The sequence below is a fragment of the Pedococcus sp. P2_E5 genome (assembly GCF_056403895.1).
This window is the reverse complement of sequence record NZ_JBFUEP010000066.1, coordinates 1-16,241: the sequence shown is the minus strand read 5'-3', so window position 1 is coordinate 16,241 and position 16,241 is coordinate 1. Positions and strand designations below refer to the sequence as shown.

General features: G+C 72.0%; 18 protein-coding genes. 12 read left to right on the top strand and 6 right to left on the bottom strand.

The window, feature by feature from the left end; all coding sequences use genetic code 11:
- The coding region (locus tag AC1DVZ_RS18120) for a hypothetical protein (RefSeq protein WP_477619591.1) at positions 1 to 245 on the bottom strand (245 nt) is incomplete at its 3' end.
- A 231-nt stretch (positions 246 to 476) separates the two neighbouring features.
- Here AC1DVZ_RS18120 and AC1DVZ_RS18115 point away from each other — a divergent pair.
- The 10 genes from AC1DVZ_RS18115 to AC1DVZ_RS18070 all read left to right on the top strand — a co-directional run bounded on the left by AC1DVZ_RS18115 (position 477) and on the right by AC1DVZ_RS18070 (position 10,450).
- A complete protein-coding gene (locus AC1DVZ_RS18115; protein ID WP_477619590.1) occupies positions 477 to 626 on the top strand; it encodes a hypothetical protein in 150 nt (49 codons plus the stop codon).
- Between the two features lie 48 nt (positions 627 to 674).
- The gene (gene deoC / locus AC1DVZ_RS18110) at positions 675 to 1,691 is read left to right on the top strand and encodes a deoxyribose-phosphate aldolase (protein WP_477619589.1); all 1,017 of its coding nucleotides are present in this window, start codon (positions 675 to 677) and stop codon (positions 1,689 to 1,691) included.
- Between the two features lie 110 nt (positions 1,692 to 1,801).
- Entirely contained in the window at positions 1,802 to 3,250 is a 1,449-nt protein-coding gene (locus AC1DVZ_RS18105; RefSeq protein WP_477619588.1) for an aldehyde dehydrogenase family protein, read from the top strand.
- Positions 3,247 to 4,167, top strand: a complete 921-nt coding sequence (locus tag AC1DVZ_RS18100) for an aldehyde dehydrogenase family protein (protein ID WP_477619587.1) — start codon at positions 3,247 to 3,249, stop codon at positions 4,165 to 4,167. The genes AC1DVZ_RS18105 and AC1DVZ_RS18100 overlap by 4 nt, the downstream gene beginning before the upstream one ends.
- An 89-nt stretch (positions 4,168 to 4,256) precedes the next feature.
- On the top strand, positions 4,257 to 4,862 hold the full coding sequence (locus AC1DVZ_RS18095; protein ID WP_477619586.1) for a uridine kinase family protein: 606 nt from the start codon (positions 4,257 to 4,259) through the stop codon (positions 4,860 to 4,862).
- A 204-nt stretch (positions 4,863 to 5,066) separates the two neighbouring features.
- Complete coding sequence (locus tag AC1DVZ_RS18090) at positions 5,067 to 6,209, top strand: DUF7847 domain-containing protein (protein ID WP_477619585.1); 1,143 nt, start codon at positions 5,067 to 5,069, stop codon at positions 6,207 to 6,209.
- A complete protein-coding gene (locus tag AC1DVZ_RS18085; RefSeq protein WP_477619584.1) occupies positions 6,206 to 6,853 on the top strand; it encodes a DUF4129 domain-containing protein in 648 nt (215 codons plus the stop codon). Before AC1DVZ_RS18090 ends, AC1DVZ_RS18085 begins: the two co-directional genes overlap by 4 nt.
- Before the next feature lie 92 nt (positions 6,854 to 6,945).
- Positions 6,946 to 8,118: a DUF4350 domain-containing protein gene (locus AC1DVZ_RS18080; RefSeq protein ID WP_477619583.1), complete on the top strand. Its 1,173-nt coding sequence runs from the start codon at positions 6,946 to 6,948 to the stop codon at positions 8,116 to 8,118.
- On the top strand, positions 8,115 to 9,158 hold the full coding sequence (locus AC1DVZ_RS18075; protein WP_477619582.1) for an AAA family ATPase: 1,044 nt from the start codon (positions 8,115 to 8,117) through the stop codon (positions 9,156 to 9,158). The genes AC1DVZ_RS18080 and AC1DVZ_RS18075 overlap by 4 nt, the downstream gene beginning before the upstream one ends.
- Positions 9,158 to 10,450: a DUF58 domain-containing protein gene (locus tag AC1DVZ_RS18070; protein WP_477619581.1), complete on the top strand. Its 1,293-nt coding sequence runs from the start codon at positions 9,158 to 9,160 to the stop codon at positions 10,448 to 10,450. The genes AC1DVZ_RS18075 and AC1DVZ_RS18070 overlap by 1 nt, the downstream gene beginning before the upstream one ends.
- A 75-nt stretch (positions 10,451 to 10,525) precedes the next feature.
- On the opposite strand, the gene AC1DVZ_RS18065 is transcribed toward AC1DVZ_RS18070, so the two are convergent.
- Complete coding sequence (locus tag AC1DVZ_RS18065; protein ID WP_477619580.1) at positions 10,526 to 11,521, bottom strand: stage II sporulation protein M; 996 nt, start codon at positions 11,519 to 11,521, stop codon at positions 10,526 to 10,528.
- Between the two features lie 22 nt (positions 11,522 to 11,543).
- On the opposite strand from AC1DVZ_RS18065, the gene AC1DVZ_RS18060 reads away from it, so the two are divergent.
- Positions 11,544 to 12,368: an RDD family protein gene (locus tag AC1DVZ_RS18060; protein WP_477619579.1), complete on the top strand. Its 825-nt coding sequence runs from the start codon at positions 11,544 to 11,546 to the stop codon at positions 12,366 to 12,368.
- Here the strand turns inward: AC1DVZ_RS18060 and AC1DVZ_RS18055 are convergent.
- The 4 genes from AC1DVZ_RS18055 to AC1DVZ_RS18040 form a co-directional block, all read right to left on the bottom strand.
- On the bottom strand, positions 12,365 to 13,471 hold the full coding sequence (locus tag AC1DVZ_RS18055) for an adenosine deaminase (RefSeq protein ID WP_477619592.1): 1,107 nt from the start codon (positions 13,469 to 13,471) through the stop codon (positions 12,365 to 12,367). The genes AC1DVZ_RS18060 and AC1DVZ_RS18055 overlap by 4 nt on opposite strands.
- 95 nt (positions 13,472 to 13,566) lie before the next feature.
- Entirely contained in the window at positions 13,567 to 13,932 is a 366-nt protein-coding gene (locus tag AC1DVZ_RS18050) for a cupin domain-containing protein (RefSeq protein ID WP_477619578.1), read from the bottom strand.
- Between the two features lie 9 nt (positions 13,933 to 13,941).
- Complete coding sequence (locus AC1DVZ_RS18045; protein ID WP_477619577.1) at positions 13,942 to 14,973, bottom strand: sensor histidine kinase; 1,032 nt, start codon at positions 14,971 to 14,973, stop codon at positions 13,942 to 13,944.
- Entirely contained in the window at positions 14,970 to 15,680 is a 711-nt protein-coding gene (locus AC1DVZ_RS18040) for a response regulator transcription factor (RefSeq protein WP_477619576.1), read from the bottom strand. Before AC1DVZ_RS18040 ends, AC1DVZ_RS18045 begins: the two co-directional genes overlap by 4 nt.
- 161 nt (positions 15,681 to 15,841) lie before the next feature.
- Here AC1DVZ_RS18040 and AC1DVZ_RS18035 point away from each other — a divergent pair.
- Positions 15,842 to 16,241: hypothetical protein (locus tag AC1DVZ_RS18035; RefSeq protein ID WP_477619575.1), on the top strand; the 400-nt coding region annotated here is incomplete at its 3' end.

Below are 16,241 nucleotides of genomic sequence, written 5' to 3'. Positions count from 1 at the left end.
GAATGGTCCAGCAACCACGCCGACGCACCGCACCGGCCAGCCCCAGCCTCACCGCGGTCGACAGCCTCACGCACCACCTCCACCCGCGCCGCGTCCACCCGCGCACCCAGCTCGTCGAGCAGGCCCGCGAACCCACCCAGCTCGGCACCCCCGGCGGACCACAGCTCACCCTCGACGCCCCTCAGGGCCAGGCACGCCTGCTCGACCGCTGCGCGGCGCTCCTCGAACGACATCCCCCCGGACATGAAACCAACCTAACAACCACCTCTGACAACGCAACGATTCGCGAAACCCGTTGCAGCGCAACCCGATACGGCACCGATACGGCACCAGTTATCCACACCTGACCCACCCAGCCGCCGAACCGCATCCTGGGTCGCAGGAACGCTCCACGATCCACCCAGGGCGCGCCGTCCTTCCTCGGCATCCAGACCGCGCAGAACGCGGGGATCACGGCCGGCTCGACCATCACGGCGGTGGCCGGCAAGACCATGGCCAGCTCGGCCGACCTCACCTCGACTCTGGCGGCGCGCGACCCCGGCGACCGGGTCCCGGTCAGCTGGACCGACGCCTCGGGAACCAGCCACACCGCGACCGTCACCCTCGGGTCCGGCCCCGCAGACTGAGGCACCTCGCGATCTGACCACAGGGTGAGACACGGCTAGGATTGCTCGGTGAGCACCCCCACAGCTGCGGCCCCCTCTGTCGACGCGACGACCAGGGCGCGCGACCTCCTCGGCGTCTCCCGCCTCACCAACGCAGCCCTCACGAGCTGGCTGCACGGACTGCCAGGGGTCGACCAGGTGGGCTGCGAGGCGCGTGCGGCGGGCCTCGGCACCCGGTCCATCAAGACCACCTCCAAGGCGTGGGGCATCGACCTGGCGATCTCGATGATCGACCTGACGACCCTCGAGGGCGCCGACACCGCGGGCAAGGTCCGTGGCCTGTGCGCCAAGGCGATCAACCCCGACCCCGGCTACCCCGACACGCCCCGGCCCGCGGCCGTCTGCGTCTACGGAGACATGGTCGCCACCGCCAAGGACGCCCTCGGTCAGAGCGGCGTCAAGGTGGCTTCGGTCGCCACGGCCTTCCCGAGCGGCCGGGCCCTGATGCCCATCAAGCTGGCCGACACCCGCGACGCCGTGAATGCCGGTGCCGACGAGATCGACATGGTGATCGACCGCGGAGCCTTCCTGTCCGGCGACTACCTCACGGTGTTCCGCGAGATCGCCGAGGTCTCCGAGGCATGCGTCCGCAAGGACGGGTCCCGCGCCCGGCTCAAGGTGATCATGGAGACCGGTGAGCTGGTCACCTACGACAACGTCCGACGCGCCTCGTGGCTGTCGATGCTGGCCGGCGGCGACTTCATCAAGACCTCCACCGGCAAGGTCTCCCCCGCGGCGACCTTGCCCGTCACGCTGGTAATGCTCGAGGCGGTGCGCGACTGGCGCGACCTCACCGGCGAGATGGTCGGAGTGAAGCCGGCCGGCGGTATCCGCACCAGCAAGGACGCGCTCAAGTTCCTCGTGACCGTGAGCGAGATCGCCGGCGACGACTGGCTGGACCCGCACTGGTTCCGGTTCGGGGCCTCGAGCCTGCTCAACGACCTCATCCTGCAACGCCAACGGATGGCGATCGGCGCCTACTCCGGCGCCGACTACGTCACCGACGACTCGCCCAGCCTGTACTGACATGCGAGCCCCCCTGACTGTCCGAGCCCCACTGACCGTCAGACCCCCACTGACCGTCCGAGCCCCCCATCAGTCCCCCGCACCCGACGGATCCTGAGGAACCTCAAGCCATGGCCAAGTTCGAGTACGCACCAGCGCCGGAGTCCCGCGCGGTCGTCGACATCAAGCCCTCCTACGGGCTGTTCATCAACGGCGAGTTCACCGAGTCCCAGGGCGGGTCGGCGTTCAAGTCCATCAACCCCTCCACGGAGGAGGTCCTCGCGGAGATCACCTCGGCGAGCGACGCCGACGTCGACCGCGCCGTCGCGGCCGCCCGTCGCGCCTACAACGGCGCGTGGGGCCGGATGTCCGGGGCCGACCGCGGCAAGTACCTCTTCCGCATCGCCCGCATCCTGCAGGAGCGTGCGCGCGAGTTCGCCGTGTTGGAGAGCATCGACAACGGCAAGCCGATCAAGGAGAGCCGCGACGTCGACGTGCCGCTGGCCGCGGCGCACTTCTTCTACCACGCGGGCTGGGCCGACAAGCTCGACTACGCGGGCCTGGGCACCAACCCCCGCCCGCACGGCGTCGTGGGCCAGGTCATCCCGTGGAACTTCCCCATCCTCATGCTGGCGTGGAAGATCGCCCCGGCGCTGGCCACGGGCAACACCGTCGTCATCAAGCCGGCCGAGACGACCCCCCTCACCGCGCTGCTGTTCGCGGAGGTCGTCCAGCAGGCCGACCTGCCGCCGGGCGTCGTCAACATCATCACCGGCGCCGGGGCGACCGGCCAGGCCATCGTCGACCACCCCGACATCGACAAGCTGGCGTTCACCGGTTCGACCGGCGTCGGCAAGATGATCGCCCGATCGATCGCAGGCACCCGCAAGAAGGCCACCCTCGAGCTCGGCGGCAAGGCCGCCAACATCGTGTTCGACGACGCCCCGCTCGACCAGGCGGTCGAGGGCATCGTCAACGGCATCTTCTTCAACCAGGGCCACGTCTGCTGCGCCGGCTCACGCCTGCTCGTGCAGGAGAACATCGCCGACGACGTCGAGAAGCGGCTCAAGCGCCGCCTCGAGACCCTGCGCGTGGGCGACCCGCTCGACAAGAACACCGATGTCGGCGCGATCAACTCCAAGGCCCAGCTCCAGCGGATCGTCGAGCTGACGGCAGCCGGCGAGGCCGAGGGCGCCGAGCGCTGGGACAACGGCTGCGAGCTCCCCAGCAAGGGCTTCTGGTTCCGGCCGACGGTCTTCACCGGCGTCAGCCAGGGCCACCGCATCGCCCAGGAGGAGATCTTCGGACCCGTCCTGTCGGTGCTGACCTTCCGCACCCCCCAGGAAGCCGTCGCCAAGGCCAACAACACCCCCTACGGCCTGTCCGCGGGCATCTGGACCGAGAAGGGCTCGCGCATCCTCTGGATGGCCGACCAGCTCCGCGCCGGCGTCGTGTGGGCCAACACGTTCAACAAGTTCGACCCGACGAGCCCCTTCGGTGGCTACAAGGAGTCGGGCTACGGCCGGGAGGGTGGCCGTCACGGTCTCGCTGCCTACGTCACGACGGGAGACAGCAAGTGACCCCCACCGCCACGCGGTCGACAGGCGCCGAGGCACGCGTCGACGTGAGGAAGACCTACAAGCTCTACATCGGCGGCAAGTTCCCGCGGTCGGAGTCGGGCCGCTCCTACGAGGTCGTCGACGGCCGGGGCAAGTTCCTCGCCAACGCCGCGCAGGGGTCCCGCAAGGACGCCCGTGACGCGGTCGTGGCCGCGCGAGGTGCCTTTGGAGGCTGGGCCGGCGCCACGGCATACAACCGCGGTCAGGTGCTCTATCGCGTCGCCGAGGTGATGGAGGGCCGCCGCGACCAGTTCGTGGCCGAGGTGCGCGCCAGCGAGGGTGTCGCCGAGCGTCGCGCCGAGACCATCGTGTCCCAGGCCATCGACCGCTGGGTCTGGTATGCCGGGTGGACCGACAAGCTCGCCCAGATCCTCGGTGGCCTCAACCCCGTCGCAGGGCCGTACTTCGACATCTCCGCTCCGGAGCCGACCGGTGTCGTGGCCGTCCTTGCCCCGCAGCGCAGCTCGCTGCTGGGCCTGGTCTCGGTGCTCGCCCCGGTGGTCTGCTCGGGCAACACCGCGGTCGTCCTCACCAGCGAGCTCCGCCCGCTGCCCGCGATCACGCTCTCCGAAGCGCTGGCCACGTCCGACGTCCCGGGCGGGGTCATCAACCTCATCACGGGACGAACCGCGGAGGTCGCGCCGTGGCTCGCCTCGCACCGCGACGTCAACGCCATCGACCTGACCGGTGCCGCGGAGGCCGAGGGAGTCGTCTGGGGCGACCTCGAGCTGGCCGCCGCCGAAAACCTCAAGCGAGTGATGCGCCCTGCCGGCGAGGGTTCCGACGCGGTCGATCCCGACTGGTCACGCACGCCCGACCTGTCGCGCGTCACGGCCTTCCTGGAGACCAAGACGGTCTGGCACCCCAAGGGTCGCTGACCCTTGAGCCTTCGCACTCCACCGGTTCGATGTGAACCCGCCGGGAGAATCCGGCGTGTTCACATCGAACCGGGGAAACCAGGGGCGGCATGACGACCACTGCCCGGGTGGTCGTCCTCGCCGGTCCGAGCGGCGCCGGGAAGTCACGGCTGGCCGCCCGGCTCCAGGGCGCCCACGGCTGGCCGATCGTGCGGCTCGACGACTTCTACCGCGACGAGGACGACCCGGCGATGCCACGCTCCGAGGAGCTGGGCATCGTCGACTGGGACCACCCCGACTCGTGGGACCGTGCCGCCGCCCTCGACGCCCTGGCCACCCTCGTCGAGACCGGTGAGGTCAAGACGCCGGTCTACGACATCGCGCGCAGCAGGGCCGTCGACAGCACGACGGTCCGCGCCGCCCCCCACGACCTGATCCTCGCGGAAGGCATCTTCGCGGCCGAGATCATCGCCGACCTGCGCGATCGCGGTCTGCTCGCCGGCGCCTACTGCGTGCACCACCACCGCGTGGTGACCTTCGTCTGGCGGCTGCTGCGCGACCTGTCCGAGCACCGCAAGCCGCCGTGGACGCTGGTGCGCCGTGGCCTGGCCCTGATGCGTGACGAACCCCGCGTCGTCGCGCGCCAGGAGTCCCTCGGCGCCGCCTCCGCCCGCGCGAAGGACCTCGAGCCGCTGCTGTCAGCCCTCGCCCGCTGACCCAGGGCGCCCGCCCGCTGACGCGGAGCCCACGGAGGGGGTATGCCGGTCGGCCACCGATCGCTTCCAGGCCACCGATTCTCGCGGCTCGCCGCCCAGGGGGCACCCCGGCTTGTTAGGGTTCCACCACGTCAGCGAGGGGGATGTGCGCACATGACCGACCCGCAGTGGGTGGCTCCTGGGACCAGTGGGCCAGCAGAACCGGTGGCCGCCACCCCAGGCGGGCGCGCGGCATACCCGTCCGCTCCTCCCGGTGCGCCGACGGGGCAGCAGCCGGGGCATCCGGGGCAGCAGCCCGGGCAACCCGCGCACCCCGGGCAACCCGCGGGGTACGGCTTTCCAGCCGGTGCGCCGTGGCCCGCGCACCCCGCGATGGAGTTCCGGCCCGGAGTGATCCCGCTGCGCCCGCTCACCCTGGGCGACCTGTACGGCGCGGTGATCAAGGCCATCCGGGGCAACGTCGCCGCGACCATGGGGCTGGCCTTCGTCACCACGCTCGTCTTCCTCGTGCCGACGACCGCCCTCGGCGCGTGGATCGCCGCGCAGGAGTCGCTCGACATCGAGTCGACGCAGGACATCTTCCCGGTGGCGGGCACGCTGGGTTCGCTGATCCCGTCGCTGGGTACGTCGGGGTCAGCCATCCTGCTGACGGGGTTCGTGGCGTTCGTCATCAGCCAGGCCGTCATGGGCCGCCGCGTGACCGCCGGTCAGACGTGGGAGGGCACGCGCGGCCGACTTCTTCCCCTGGTCGGCGCCACGATCGTGACCGGTCTGGTCATCCTGCTCGCGCTGACCGCAGTCCTGGTGCTGCCCGTCATCGCCGTCGTGGGAGCCGCCACCTCCGGCGACGACTCGGGCGTCGTCGGCGCCGTCCTGCTTGCCGTCGCCGCAGCCCTCGTCGCCATCGTCCTCGTGCTGTTCCTCTCGACCCGGCTGGCCTTCGTGGGCGTGGCGGTCGTCCTGGAGAAGGCCGGCGTCGGCGAGGGCATCGCGAGGTCCTGGCGACTGACGTCCGGGATCCAGTTCTGGCGAGTCCTCGGCATCAGGATCCTCACCGGCATCATCGTGGGGATCGCCGCCCAGATCCTCGCGTTCCCCCTCACCATCATCGGCGGTGTCGGCATCGTCGCCACCGGAGACCCCGCGAACCTCTACGTCTGGCAAGCCGTCATCTCCGGCGTCTCGGGACTCATCACCGGCGCCCTGACCACGCCCTTCACCGCCGGGGTCGACGCGCTCCTGTACGTCGACCAGCGCATCCGCCGCGAGGGCTTCGACGTCCAGCTGATCGCCGCAGCCCAGGACGACGTGACGCGGCAGTGGCCGGGAGCAGCCGCCGGGAGATGACGAGCCTGACCGCCCCCTTCGACGCCCCACCGCTCGACCCGAGCTCGCCGGAGGCCCAGCAGTGGCTGCGTGACGAGCTCGCCAACGGCCGCTACCTCACCGAACCCTCCCTCTGGCAGCGGTTCGTCGAGTGGCTGAGCACCCTGTTCGCCGGCACGTCCGGGCCGGGGCTGCTGCCGTCCTGGGGCGTGGTCCTCGTGGTCGTGGTGCTCCTGGCCGTCATCGTCCTGGTGGTGCTGCGGCTGGTGCGTCCCGAGGCGGTGACCCGACGACGCGGCGGCGAGACTGCTCCCGTTGACGACGAAGGGCTCAGCGCCGCGGACTACCGCATCCGGGCTCGCGCGTCGGCCGACCGCGGCGACTGGGACGCCGTCCTGCTCGACGGCTACCGGGCTCTGGCCGCCTCGGCCGTGGAGCGCACCCTGCTGACCGAGCTCCCGGGCCGCACGGCCCACGAGGTGGCGCTCGCCCTGGCGCTGGTGTTTCCCGACCAGGCGGACGCCCTCGCGACGGCGGCGTCGTCGTTCGACGACGTCCGCTACGGCCACCGCCGGACCACCCGGACCCAGGCCGTCACCACCACCGAGCTCGACGCGGTGCTGCTGCGGACCAGGCCCCCGCTCGGCCACCTGGTCGCCCCGTGACCGCTACCTCGGCGACAGTCCCGGACACCCGGGGAAGTCGTGCGACGCGGATCCGCCGCAGGGCTGGCTGGGCCCTGGCCGTGGCGGTGGGCGTGGGAGCGCTCGTGGTCATGGCACTGGCCACGACCGCCCCCGACCAGGTGCTCGACCCCGATGACACCGGCCCCACCGGCGGCAAGGCCATCGTGGAGGTGCTGCGTCAGCACGGCGTCGACGTGGAGGTCGTCCGGTCGATCGGCGCGCTCGCCGACGCGCAGCCGGGCCCGGGCAGCACCGTCGTGATGGCCAACTCCGCCTACGTCGGCCACGACAGCGCGACCACCCTGGGTCACGTGTCCGCGGGGGCCGACCGCCTGGTGCTCCTCGACCCGACGGCCGCCCAGCTCGCCGCCATCGCCCTGCCGCTGACCTCGGGCACGCTCGAGGCCCGGCTGCCGCTGACCGCAGGGTGCACCTCGACGGTGGCGAGGGCGGACGACACGGCCTCCCTCGTCGACACGCGGTTCATCCCGGTCAAGCGCGGGAGCGGGACGACGGCGACGCTCTGCTTCGGGCTGCCCAACCCCCGCGGCGACGACCAGGCCGGGGACGACCAGGCACAGGACGACCGGGCAAAGGACGACCCGACCAAGGCAGAGGCGTTCGGTTTCGGCGCGGCGATGGCGACGGTGCCCGCCGCCGCCGACCATCCCGAGGTCGTGGCGCTGGGCATCTCCGCTGCCTTCACCAACCGCTGGGTCGACGAGGAGTCGCACGCCGGTCTGGCCCTCCGTGCCCTCGGCCACTCGCCGCGGCTCGTCTGGTACCAACCGGGCCTCGGTGACCTCGCGAGCCTCACCGGCGACGCGGCCGACGGCGGGTGGCCGGTCTGGCTGGCGCCCGCCGCCGCCGTGCTCGCGACGGCCGTGATCGTCCTCGCGTTCGTGCGGGGGCGTCGGATGGGTGCGCTCGTCACCGAACCGCTGCCCGTGGTGGTGCGCGCCGTCGAGACCACGGAGAGTCGCGGCCGGATCTATCGCCGTGCCCGCGACCGGTCCAGGGCCGCCGCCGTCCTGCGGCAAGGCACCACCGAAAGGCTCGCGCGACGCCTCGCCCTGCCGCCGCACGCGGCGCAGGCCGTCCAGGTCGCTGCTGCCGCAGCCACGGGTATGCCGCCCGCCCAGGTCGCGGCGCTGCTCGCCGGCCCGCCCCCCACCACCGACGTCGAACTGCACACCCTGGCCACCGCACTGACAGATCTCGAGGAGAGGGTCCGCCGCTCATGACCGACCAGCCCCACCCCACCCACGTCCAGGACGTGCCCGACCGCATCCCGACGAGCCAGCCCGTCGGGTCGGACCGGCCAGCCATCGCGGCACCCGATGCCCGGGCAGCCCTCCTGGCGGTCCGCGCCGAGGTCGCCAAGGCCGTGGTCGGGCAGGACGCCGCAGTCGCCGGGCTGCTCGTCGCCCTGCTCTCCCGCGGGCACATCCTGCTCGAGGGAGTGCCGGGCGTCGCCAAGACCCTGCTCGTCCGAAGCCTCGCCGCCGCCCTCGACGTCGAGACCAAGCGGGTGCAGTTCACCCCCGACCTGATGCCGGGAGACCTCACCGGGTCACTGGTCTACGACGCGTCGAGCAGCGACTTCACGTTCCGTCCGGGCCCGGTCTTCACCAACCTCCTGCTCGCGGACGAGATCAACCGCACCCCGCCCAAGACGCAGTCGGCCCTCCTCGAGGCGATGGAGGATCGCCAGGTCAGCGTCGACGGGCGGGCCCATCCCCTGCCCCAGCCCTTCATGGTCGCCGCCACCCAGAACCCCGTCGAGTACGAAGGCACCTATCCCCTGCCGGAAGCCCAGCTGGACCGCTTCCTGCTCAAGGTGACGCTGCCGATCCCACCCCGGGACGACGAGATCGCGGTCCTGCGCCGGCATGCCACCGGGTTCGACCCCCGCGACCTGCACGCCGCCGGTCTGCGGCCGGTCGCGTCGGCGGCGGACCTGGCGGCGGGGGCCGAGGCGGTTCGCAGCGTCGAGATCTCGGACGAGGTTACGGCCTACATCGTCGACATCGCCCGGGCGACCCGGAACTCGCCGTCGCTGGCTCTGGGCGTCAGCCCGCGCGGCGCCACGGCGCTGATGGCGACGTCACGGGCGTGGGCCTGGATCAACGGCCGCGGCTTCGTCACCCCCGACGACGTCAAGGCCCTCGCCCACGCGACCCTGGCCCACCGGCTGTCACTGCGCCCGGAGGCCGAGCTCGAGGGCGTCAGCGTCACGGCCGTCCTCGACAGTGCGCTCGGAGCGGTGCCGGTCCCTCGCTGATGAGCCTGACCTACCGCGCCGTCGCGCTGGCCCTGCTCGGGCTGGTGCCGGTTGCCGTGTGGCCGCAGGGCGACACGGTGCGGTGGTGGTGGGTCGCGATGGTGGTCATCATCGGAGCCGACGTCCTCCTGGCCAGCTCACCTCGCTCGCTGACCTTCGTCCGCGAGGGGCCGGCCCAGGTGCGTCTCGGCGAGCAGACCTCGACGTCGGTCCTGGTGACCAACACCGGCAGGCGCCCACTGCGCGGCACCGTCCGCGACGCCTGGCCGCCCTCCGCCGGGGCCGCAGCCACGCGGCATACCCTCGCCCTCGGTGCCGGGGAACGCACCCGGGTGACGACGACGCTGACCCCGACCCGCAGGGGCGACCGCACTGCGCACCGGGTGACCGTGCGCTCCACCGGGCCGCTGGGGCTGGCCGCCCGGCAACGGTCGTTCGACGTGCCGGGGCGCCTCCGGACGCTGCATCCGTTCCCGGCACGCAAGCACCTGCCCAGCCGTCTGGCGGTGCTGCGCCAGCTGGACGGCCGGGCCGCGGTGCGGACGCGCGGGCAGGGCACCGAGTTCGACAGCCTGCGGGAGTACGTCGACGGCGACGACGTGCGGAGCATCGACTGGCGCGCCACCGCACGGCGCCAGCACCTGGTGGTGCGCACCTGGCAGCCGGAGCAGCACCGCCGCATCGTCATCGTGGTCGACACGTCGCGGACCTCCGCGGGACGCGTCGACGACGCGCCCCGGCTGGACGCCGCCATGGACGCCGCTCTCCTGCTGACGGCGCTCGCCGGGCACGCCCGTGACCGCGTCCAGGTGCTCGCCGGCGACCGCGTCGTGCTGGCGCGGGTCTCCGGCGCCGACCGCGCCACGCTGCTGCACGACACGATCAGCACGCTCGCGCCCATCGAGTCCCGGCTGGTCGAGGCCGACTGGGGGCTGCTCGCCACGGAGATCAGCCGGCTCGGCACCCAACGAGCCCTGGTCGTCCTGCTCACGCCGCTGGAGTCCGCCGCCGTCGAACAGGGGCTGCTGCCCGTGCTGCCGGCCCTCAGCGCCCATCACCGGGTGGTGGTCGCCTCGGTGGCCGATCCCGCGGTCGCGCGGATGCGCACCACCCGCGACACCGTGGCCGAGGTCTACGAGGCGGCCGCCGCAGAGCGTACGACCTCGCTGCGGCGACGCACGGCGGCCGCGCTCGTCAGGCTCGGGGTGGACGTGCTGGACGAGCCGCCGGACCAGCTCCCGATCCGGCTGGCCGACCACTACCTCATGCTCAAGCGGCAGGGACTGCTCTGACTCTCGCGAGTCTGAAGGATCGTCCGGGCCATGCCCCGCAGGATCCTTCAGAGTCGGGGGGTTTCGGCCATCCGGTCAGGCGGCGACGATCTGCTGGTCGCCGATGTCACGCGCGTCGAGGTCCCCGGTCACTCCGTTGCGGTAGGCACTCCGCCCGACCACGAAGACGTAGGCGAGGAAGGCGGACTCCGCGAGGACGCCGATCCCGATCCGCGCCCCCGTGGGCAGTCCGGACGGCGTGACGAAGCCTTCGATCGCCCCGCTCACGAGCAGCACGAAGACCAGCCCGGTCGCGATCGCGACCGCCGTGCGTCCCTCGGCCGCGAAGGCCTGCAGCCGCGTGCGCGGGCCCGGCTCCACCCAGGACCAGAACAGCCGCAGCCCGACCGCGGCAGCGACGAAGACGGCCGTCAGCTCGAGCAGACCGTGCGGCAGGATCAGGCCGAAGAACAGGCCGGTGCGGTCGTGGGACATCATCAGGGCAGCCACGACACCGACGGCCTGGACGTTGCTGGCCAGCACGTAGAGGACCGGAAGTCCCAGCACCCCCAACGCGATGCACTGGGCCGCGACCCAGGCGTTGTTGACCCACACCAACGTGGCGAACTCGTGGTGCGGGAACTCGCTGTAGTAGTGCTCGAAGTCGGTCCCGACGTAGGCCTGGACCTCGGCCGGTGTGAGCTGGCTGGCGTAGACCTCGGGGTGACGAAGGGTCCACGCGGCGACGAGGGCGATGACCAGGAGGCTGCCCAGCGCAGTCGTCACCCACCACCACCGGGTGCGGTACAACGCGGCGGGAAAGGTCCGGGTGAAGAAGCGCAGGATGTCCGCCCAGGTGTTCGTCCGGGTGGCGACCATCCCCACTCGCGCGCGGGTGAGCACCATGGACAGGTAGGCCACGACCGACGGGTCGGGCGAGGCCGACCGGACGACGGACAGGTCGGTGGAGACGCGCTGGTACAGGTCGAGCAGCTCGTCACCCTCGGCACCGGACAGACGGCGTCGTCCGGCCAGCTCCTCGAGTCGCCCCCAGTACCGGCTGCGTGCGGCGACATACGCATCCAGGTCCACGGCGTCACTCTATGCTTCGGCCATGAGCACGGGGGCCGGTTACCGCAGCTACGCGAGCGACGACATGGTCACCGGCGAAGGGGTGGCCGTCGAGCTGCCGATCGCCGGCGTTCCGTCCCGAGCCGCCTCCGGCATCATCGACCTGCTCGTCGCCGGGGTCCTGCTCGTCGTCGGCTCGATCGCGGTGGGCGCGGTGTTCTCGGGCACCTCCGACGCGGTCGGCCGGACGCTCGTGATCCTGTTGGTCGTGGGGGTCACCGTGGGCGTCCCGACCGTGGTGGAGACCCTCACCCGCGGCAGGACCCTGGGCAAGCTGGCCCTGGGGCTGCGCGTGGTGCGCGACGACGGTGGTCCGATCACGGCCCGCCACGCGCTCACCCGGGCCCTCGTCGGGTGGCCCGAGATCTACCTGCTGCTGGGTGCCGGCGCGATGGTGGCGTCGCTGGTGAGCCCGCGCGCCAAGCGCCTCGGCGACATGGCGGCCGGCACCTACGTCGTGTCGCAGCGCGCCACGATGCGGCTGCTGCCACCTCCCGTCATGCCGCCCCCGCTCGCGCAGTGGGCAGCCCAGGCCGACCTGGCTGCGCTGCCGCCGGGACTGGCCATCGCCGTCCGCCAGTTCCTCGGCCGGGCCGCCGGGCTCACCCCGGCCTCACGCGAGGAGCTGGGCCGGAGCCTGCTGCGCTCGGTGCTGCCGCACGTGTCGCCACCGCCCCCACCGGGAATCCACGCCGAGTACGTCCTCGCCGCCGTGATCGCCGACCGCCGACGCCGTGACACCGAACGCCTGGCCCGCGAGGACCGTCGCCGCGAGTTGTTGTTCCCCGCGGATCCGCTCGACCGCTAGCCAGCCGACGTGCGTTGGGCCTGCTCCTCGAGCGCGGCGTAGCCGGGCTTGACGACGCCCTCGATGATGGCCAGCCGCTCCTCGAACGGGATGAACGCGGACTTCATCGCATTGATGGTGACCCAGCGCAGGTCGTCCATGGTCCAGCCGGCGTCCCGGACGAGCAGTCCCATCTCGCGAGACATGGACGTGCCGCTCATCAGGCGGTTGTCGGTGTTCACCGTCACTCGGAACCGCAACCGTTTGAGCAGCGAGATCGGGTGCAGCGCAACGGATTCCGCCGCACCGGTCTGGACGTTGCTGCTGGGGCACATCTCCAGCGGGATGCGGGTGTCCCTGACGTATGCCGCGAGGCGGCCGAGGTGCACGTCGTCCGTGTCGGCGCCGACCGCCGCCGCGACGTCGTCGCCGAAGGCCTTGTCGCCGACGGTGATGTCGTCGACGATCCGCACACCGTGGCCGAGCCGGTCGGCCCCGCACCACTGGATCGCCTCCCAGATGCTCGGGAGCCCGAACGCCTCTCCCGCGTGGATCGTGAAGTGGGCGTTCTCGCGACGGAGGTACTCGAAGGCGTCGAGGTGCCGCGTGGGCGGGAAGCCCGCCTCGGCGCCCGCGATGTCGAACCCGGCGACCCCCTGGTCGCGGTAACGGACCGCGAGCTCGGCGATCTCCGTGCTCTTGGCCGCGTGCCGCATCGCCGTCAGCAGTGCGGTGACCCGGATGGGAGTGCCGGCCCCGGTGGCCTGCTCCTCGCCCTCGCGGAACCCGGCGTTGACAGCCTCGACGACGTCCTCGAGTGCGAGTCCCTGCGAGAGGTGCTGCTCCGGCGCGTACCGGCTCTCCGCGTAGACGACACCGTCGGCGGCCAGGTCGAGGACGCTCTCGCGCGCCACCCGGCGCAGCCCGTCCGCGGTCTGCATGACGGCCAACGTGTGGTCGAAGGTCTCGAGGTAGCGCACCAGGGACCCCGAGTCCGCGCTCTCCCGGAACCACGCGCCGAGGCTGGCGGCATCGGTGGCCGGCAACCCGGCATACCCGATCTGGTCGGCGATCTCGACAATGGTCTGCGGACGCAGGCCGCCGTCGAGGTGGTCGTGCAGCAGCGCCTTGGGCGCGCGACGTACCTGCTCGTCGACGGCGTCCGCGCTGGTGTCGGCGCCGGTGTCGGCGGCCTCCGAGGACCCCTTGCGACCGAAGATCACGCGCCCTCCTCCTCGTCACGGTTGACGGTCTCGGGGCTGAAGGCGGGCAGGCAGACGGCGACGTACTCGGCACCCTCGGAGCCCGTCGAGTAGCGGATCCGCTCGCCGGCGCGGGTGACGACGCTCTGGCCGGCCTCGACGCGCAGCCGGCCACCGTCGTGGTCCACGAGCACGGCACCGGCGATGACGAGGGTGATCTCGTCGAAGGCCGGGGCCTGGAAGGGCTCCGTCCAGTCGGCCGGCGCCTTCATGTGGGCCACGGAGACGGCCTCGCTGCCGGTGTTCACCCGGCCGACGTGTTCGTCGATGATCTTGCCGCCGGGCACGGGAATGGTCGTGGGGGTCGCGATGAGCTCAGGCACAGGGCCACCCTAGCCCGGGGCCTCCGGACCGACCGGGACAGTGAGCACGAACCGGCATCCGCGCCCGTGGTTCGCGACGGCAACCCCACCACCGTGGGCTTCGGCGACGCCGCGGACGATGGCCAGCCCCAGCCCCGCACCCTCGCCGGTGCCCGGCGTGCGAGCGGTGGTGCCGCGCCACCCGGGCTCGAAGACGCGCGTCAGCACGTCATCCGGTATGCCGCCACAGCCGTCCTCGACCGCCACCTCACCCGTGTGGGTGTCGGGGTCCGCGACGACGGTGACCGTCACACGCCCTCCGGCCGGGGTGTGCCGGATGGCGTTGCCGACGAGGTTCTCCACCGCACGCGACACCTCGCGCGGGTCCAGGTGCGCCTGGACCGGACGGGCTGCACTGCCCGTGAGGACGACACCCGCGGCCGTGGCCACCGGCTGCAGGCGAGCCACGGAGTCGGACACGACATCGGCGAGGCTCACGCGCTCCCGGTCGAGCCGCAGGCCTGCAGACTGCAGACGGGACAGCGCGAGCAGGTCGTCGACCATCGTGCTCATCCGCATCACCTCTGCACGCATGCGGGCCAGGTAGTCCGCAGGGCTGGCGGCAACCCCGTCCTCCAGCGCCTCGATGAGGGCACGCATGCCCGCCAGCGGCGTGCGCAGGTCGTGGGACACCCAGGCAACGAGCTCGCGGCGCGAGGCCTCCACCTCGAGGTCCCGCTCCCGGGCCACTGTCTCGCGCAGGCGCTCGCGCGCCAGGGACTGGACCCGGCGGGCGATCACGGCGCCGACCACCACGGAGATCGGCACAGCGGCAAGGAGGACGAGCAACATCGTCGCCGAGTCGCTCTGGGCGAGGAACATCGCCCGGGCGCTCGCGTAGACACCGGCAGCGACGCAGAGGACGACCACGAGCGGGGCGACGACCGAGGCGCGGGCGGGGCTGCGCCGGGCCAGCGCGTCCACCAGGACCGCACCGACCAGCCCCACGACGGCCGCGACCCCCGCCGAGAGCAGGACCGCCTGGAGCTGCGGACCGGTCATGCCGGCACCGGGGCCGGGTCCCAGCGGTAGCCGACGCCGAAGACCGTGACAAGGCGAGTGGGTGTCGAAGGGTCGGACTCGACCTTCTCGCGCAACCGGCGAACGTGGACCGTCACCGTGGACTGGTCACCGAAGTCCCAGCCCCAGACCCGGCGCATGAGCTGGTCACGTGTGTGGGCCTGTCCGGGATTGCGCAGGAGATGGGCCAGCAGGTCGAACTCCCTTGCCGTCAGGGCGATTTCGTCACCTTGCAGGGTGGCCCGATGAGCGCGCGTGTCGACCACCAGATCACCGTCGACCAGTGGCGCGGTGTCGTCGGAGCGATCCTGGGTGCCGGACTCCGATCCGGCCCGGCGAAGGACCGACTGCACGCGCAGGACGAGCTCGCGCGGACTGAAGGGCTTGGTGACGTAGTCGTCGGCGCCGACCTGGAGCCCCAGGATGCGGTCCTCCTCGTCGCCCCGGGCGGTGAGCATGACGACCGGCACGCCGGGTAGCTGCGACCGCAGGCGACGGCAGACCTCGAGCCCGTCGATCCCGGGCAGCATGAGGTCGAGGACAACCACGTCGGGCGGTGACGCCGCGGCCTTCTCGAGGCCCTGGAGGCCATCGACGGCATGCTCGGCGACGAGCCCGGCGCGCTCGAGGTAGGCCAGGACCACCTCCGCAACGGTCGTGTCGTCGTCGATCACCAGCACGCGGGTCATGATCCGAGGATAGGACCGGGCCGGCGCCCGGCTCACGCTCCAGACCGCCACGTCAGGACCTCGTAAGAACCAGGTAACGCGGCCGTCATGGAGTGTTGCCGCGGTCACCGGTTGACTCGAACCCGAGTCGACCACCCGGGTCGGCATGGAGGTGAATGACCATGGACGTCAAGCGAATCCTGGCAGTGGCCGGAGCTGCCGCCGCACTCGTTGGCGCATCGTTGGGAACGTCAGGCAGCGCCGTCGCAGCCGGCGTGAGCGGACCCGCCATCTACGTCGACCACGTGCTCTACCGCACGGTCGCGACCCCGACCGACCTGTCGGGAACCGGGGCGCCCGCGCAGTCGTGGGACACCATCTACAACTTCAACGGCGCCCAGCGCAGCGTCGCCACCGCAGCCCCCGGAGACAGGGACTTCAACGGCGGTCGCTGGCAGGTCCACGCGGTGAGCCTTCCCCACGGCTACGCGGCCGCGCTCAGCTCCGGGGACCTGGACCACAACGGCGTCCTCGACAGCGACGAGGAGGTCATGGCGGCCCGACGAGGAGGTCATGGCGGCC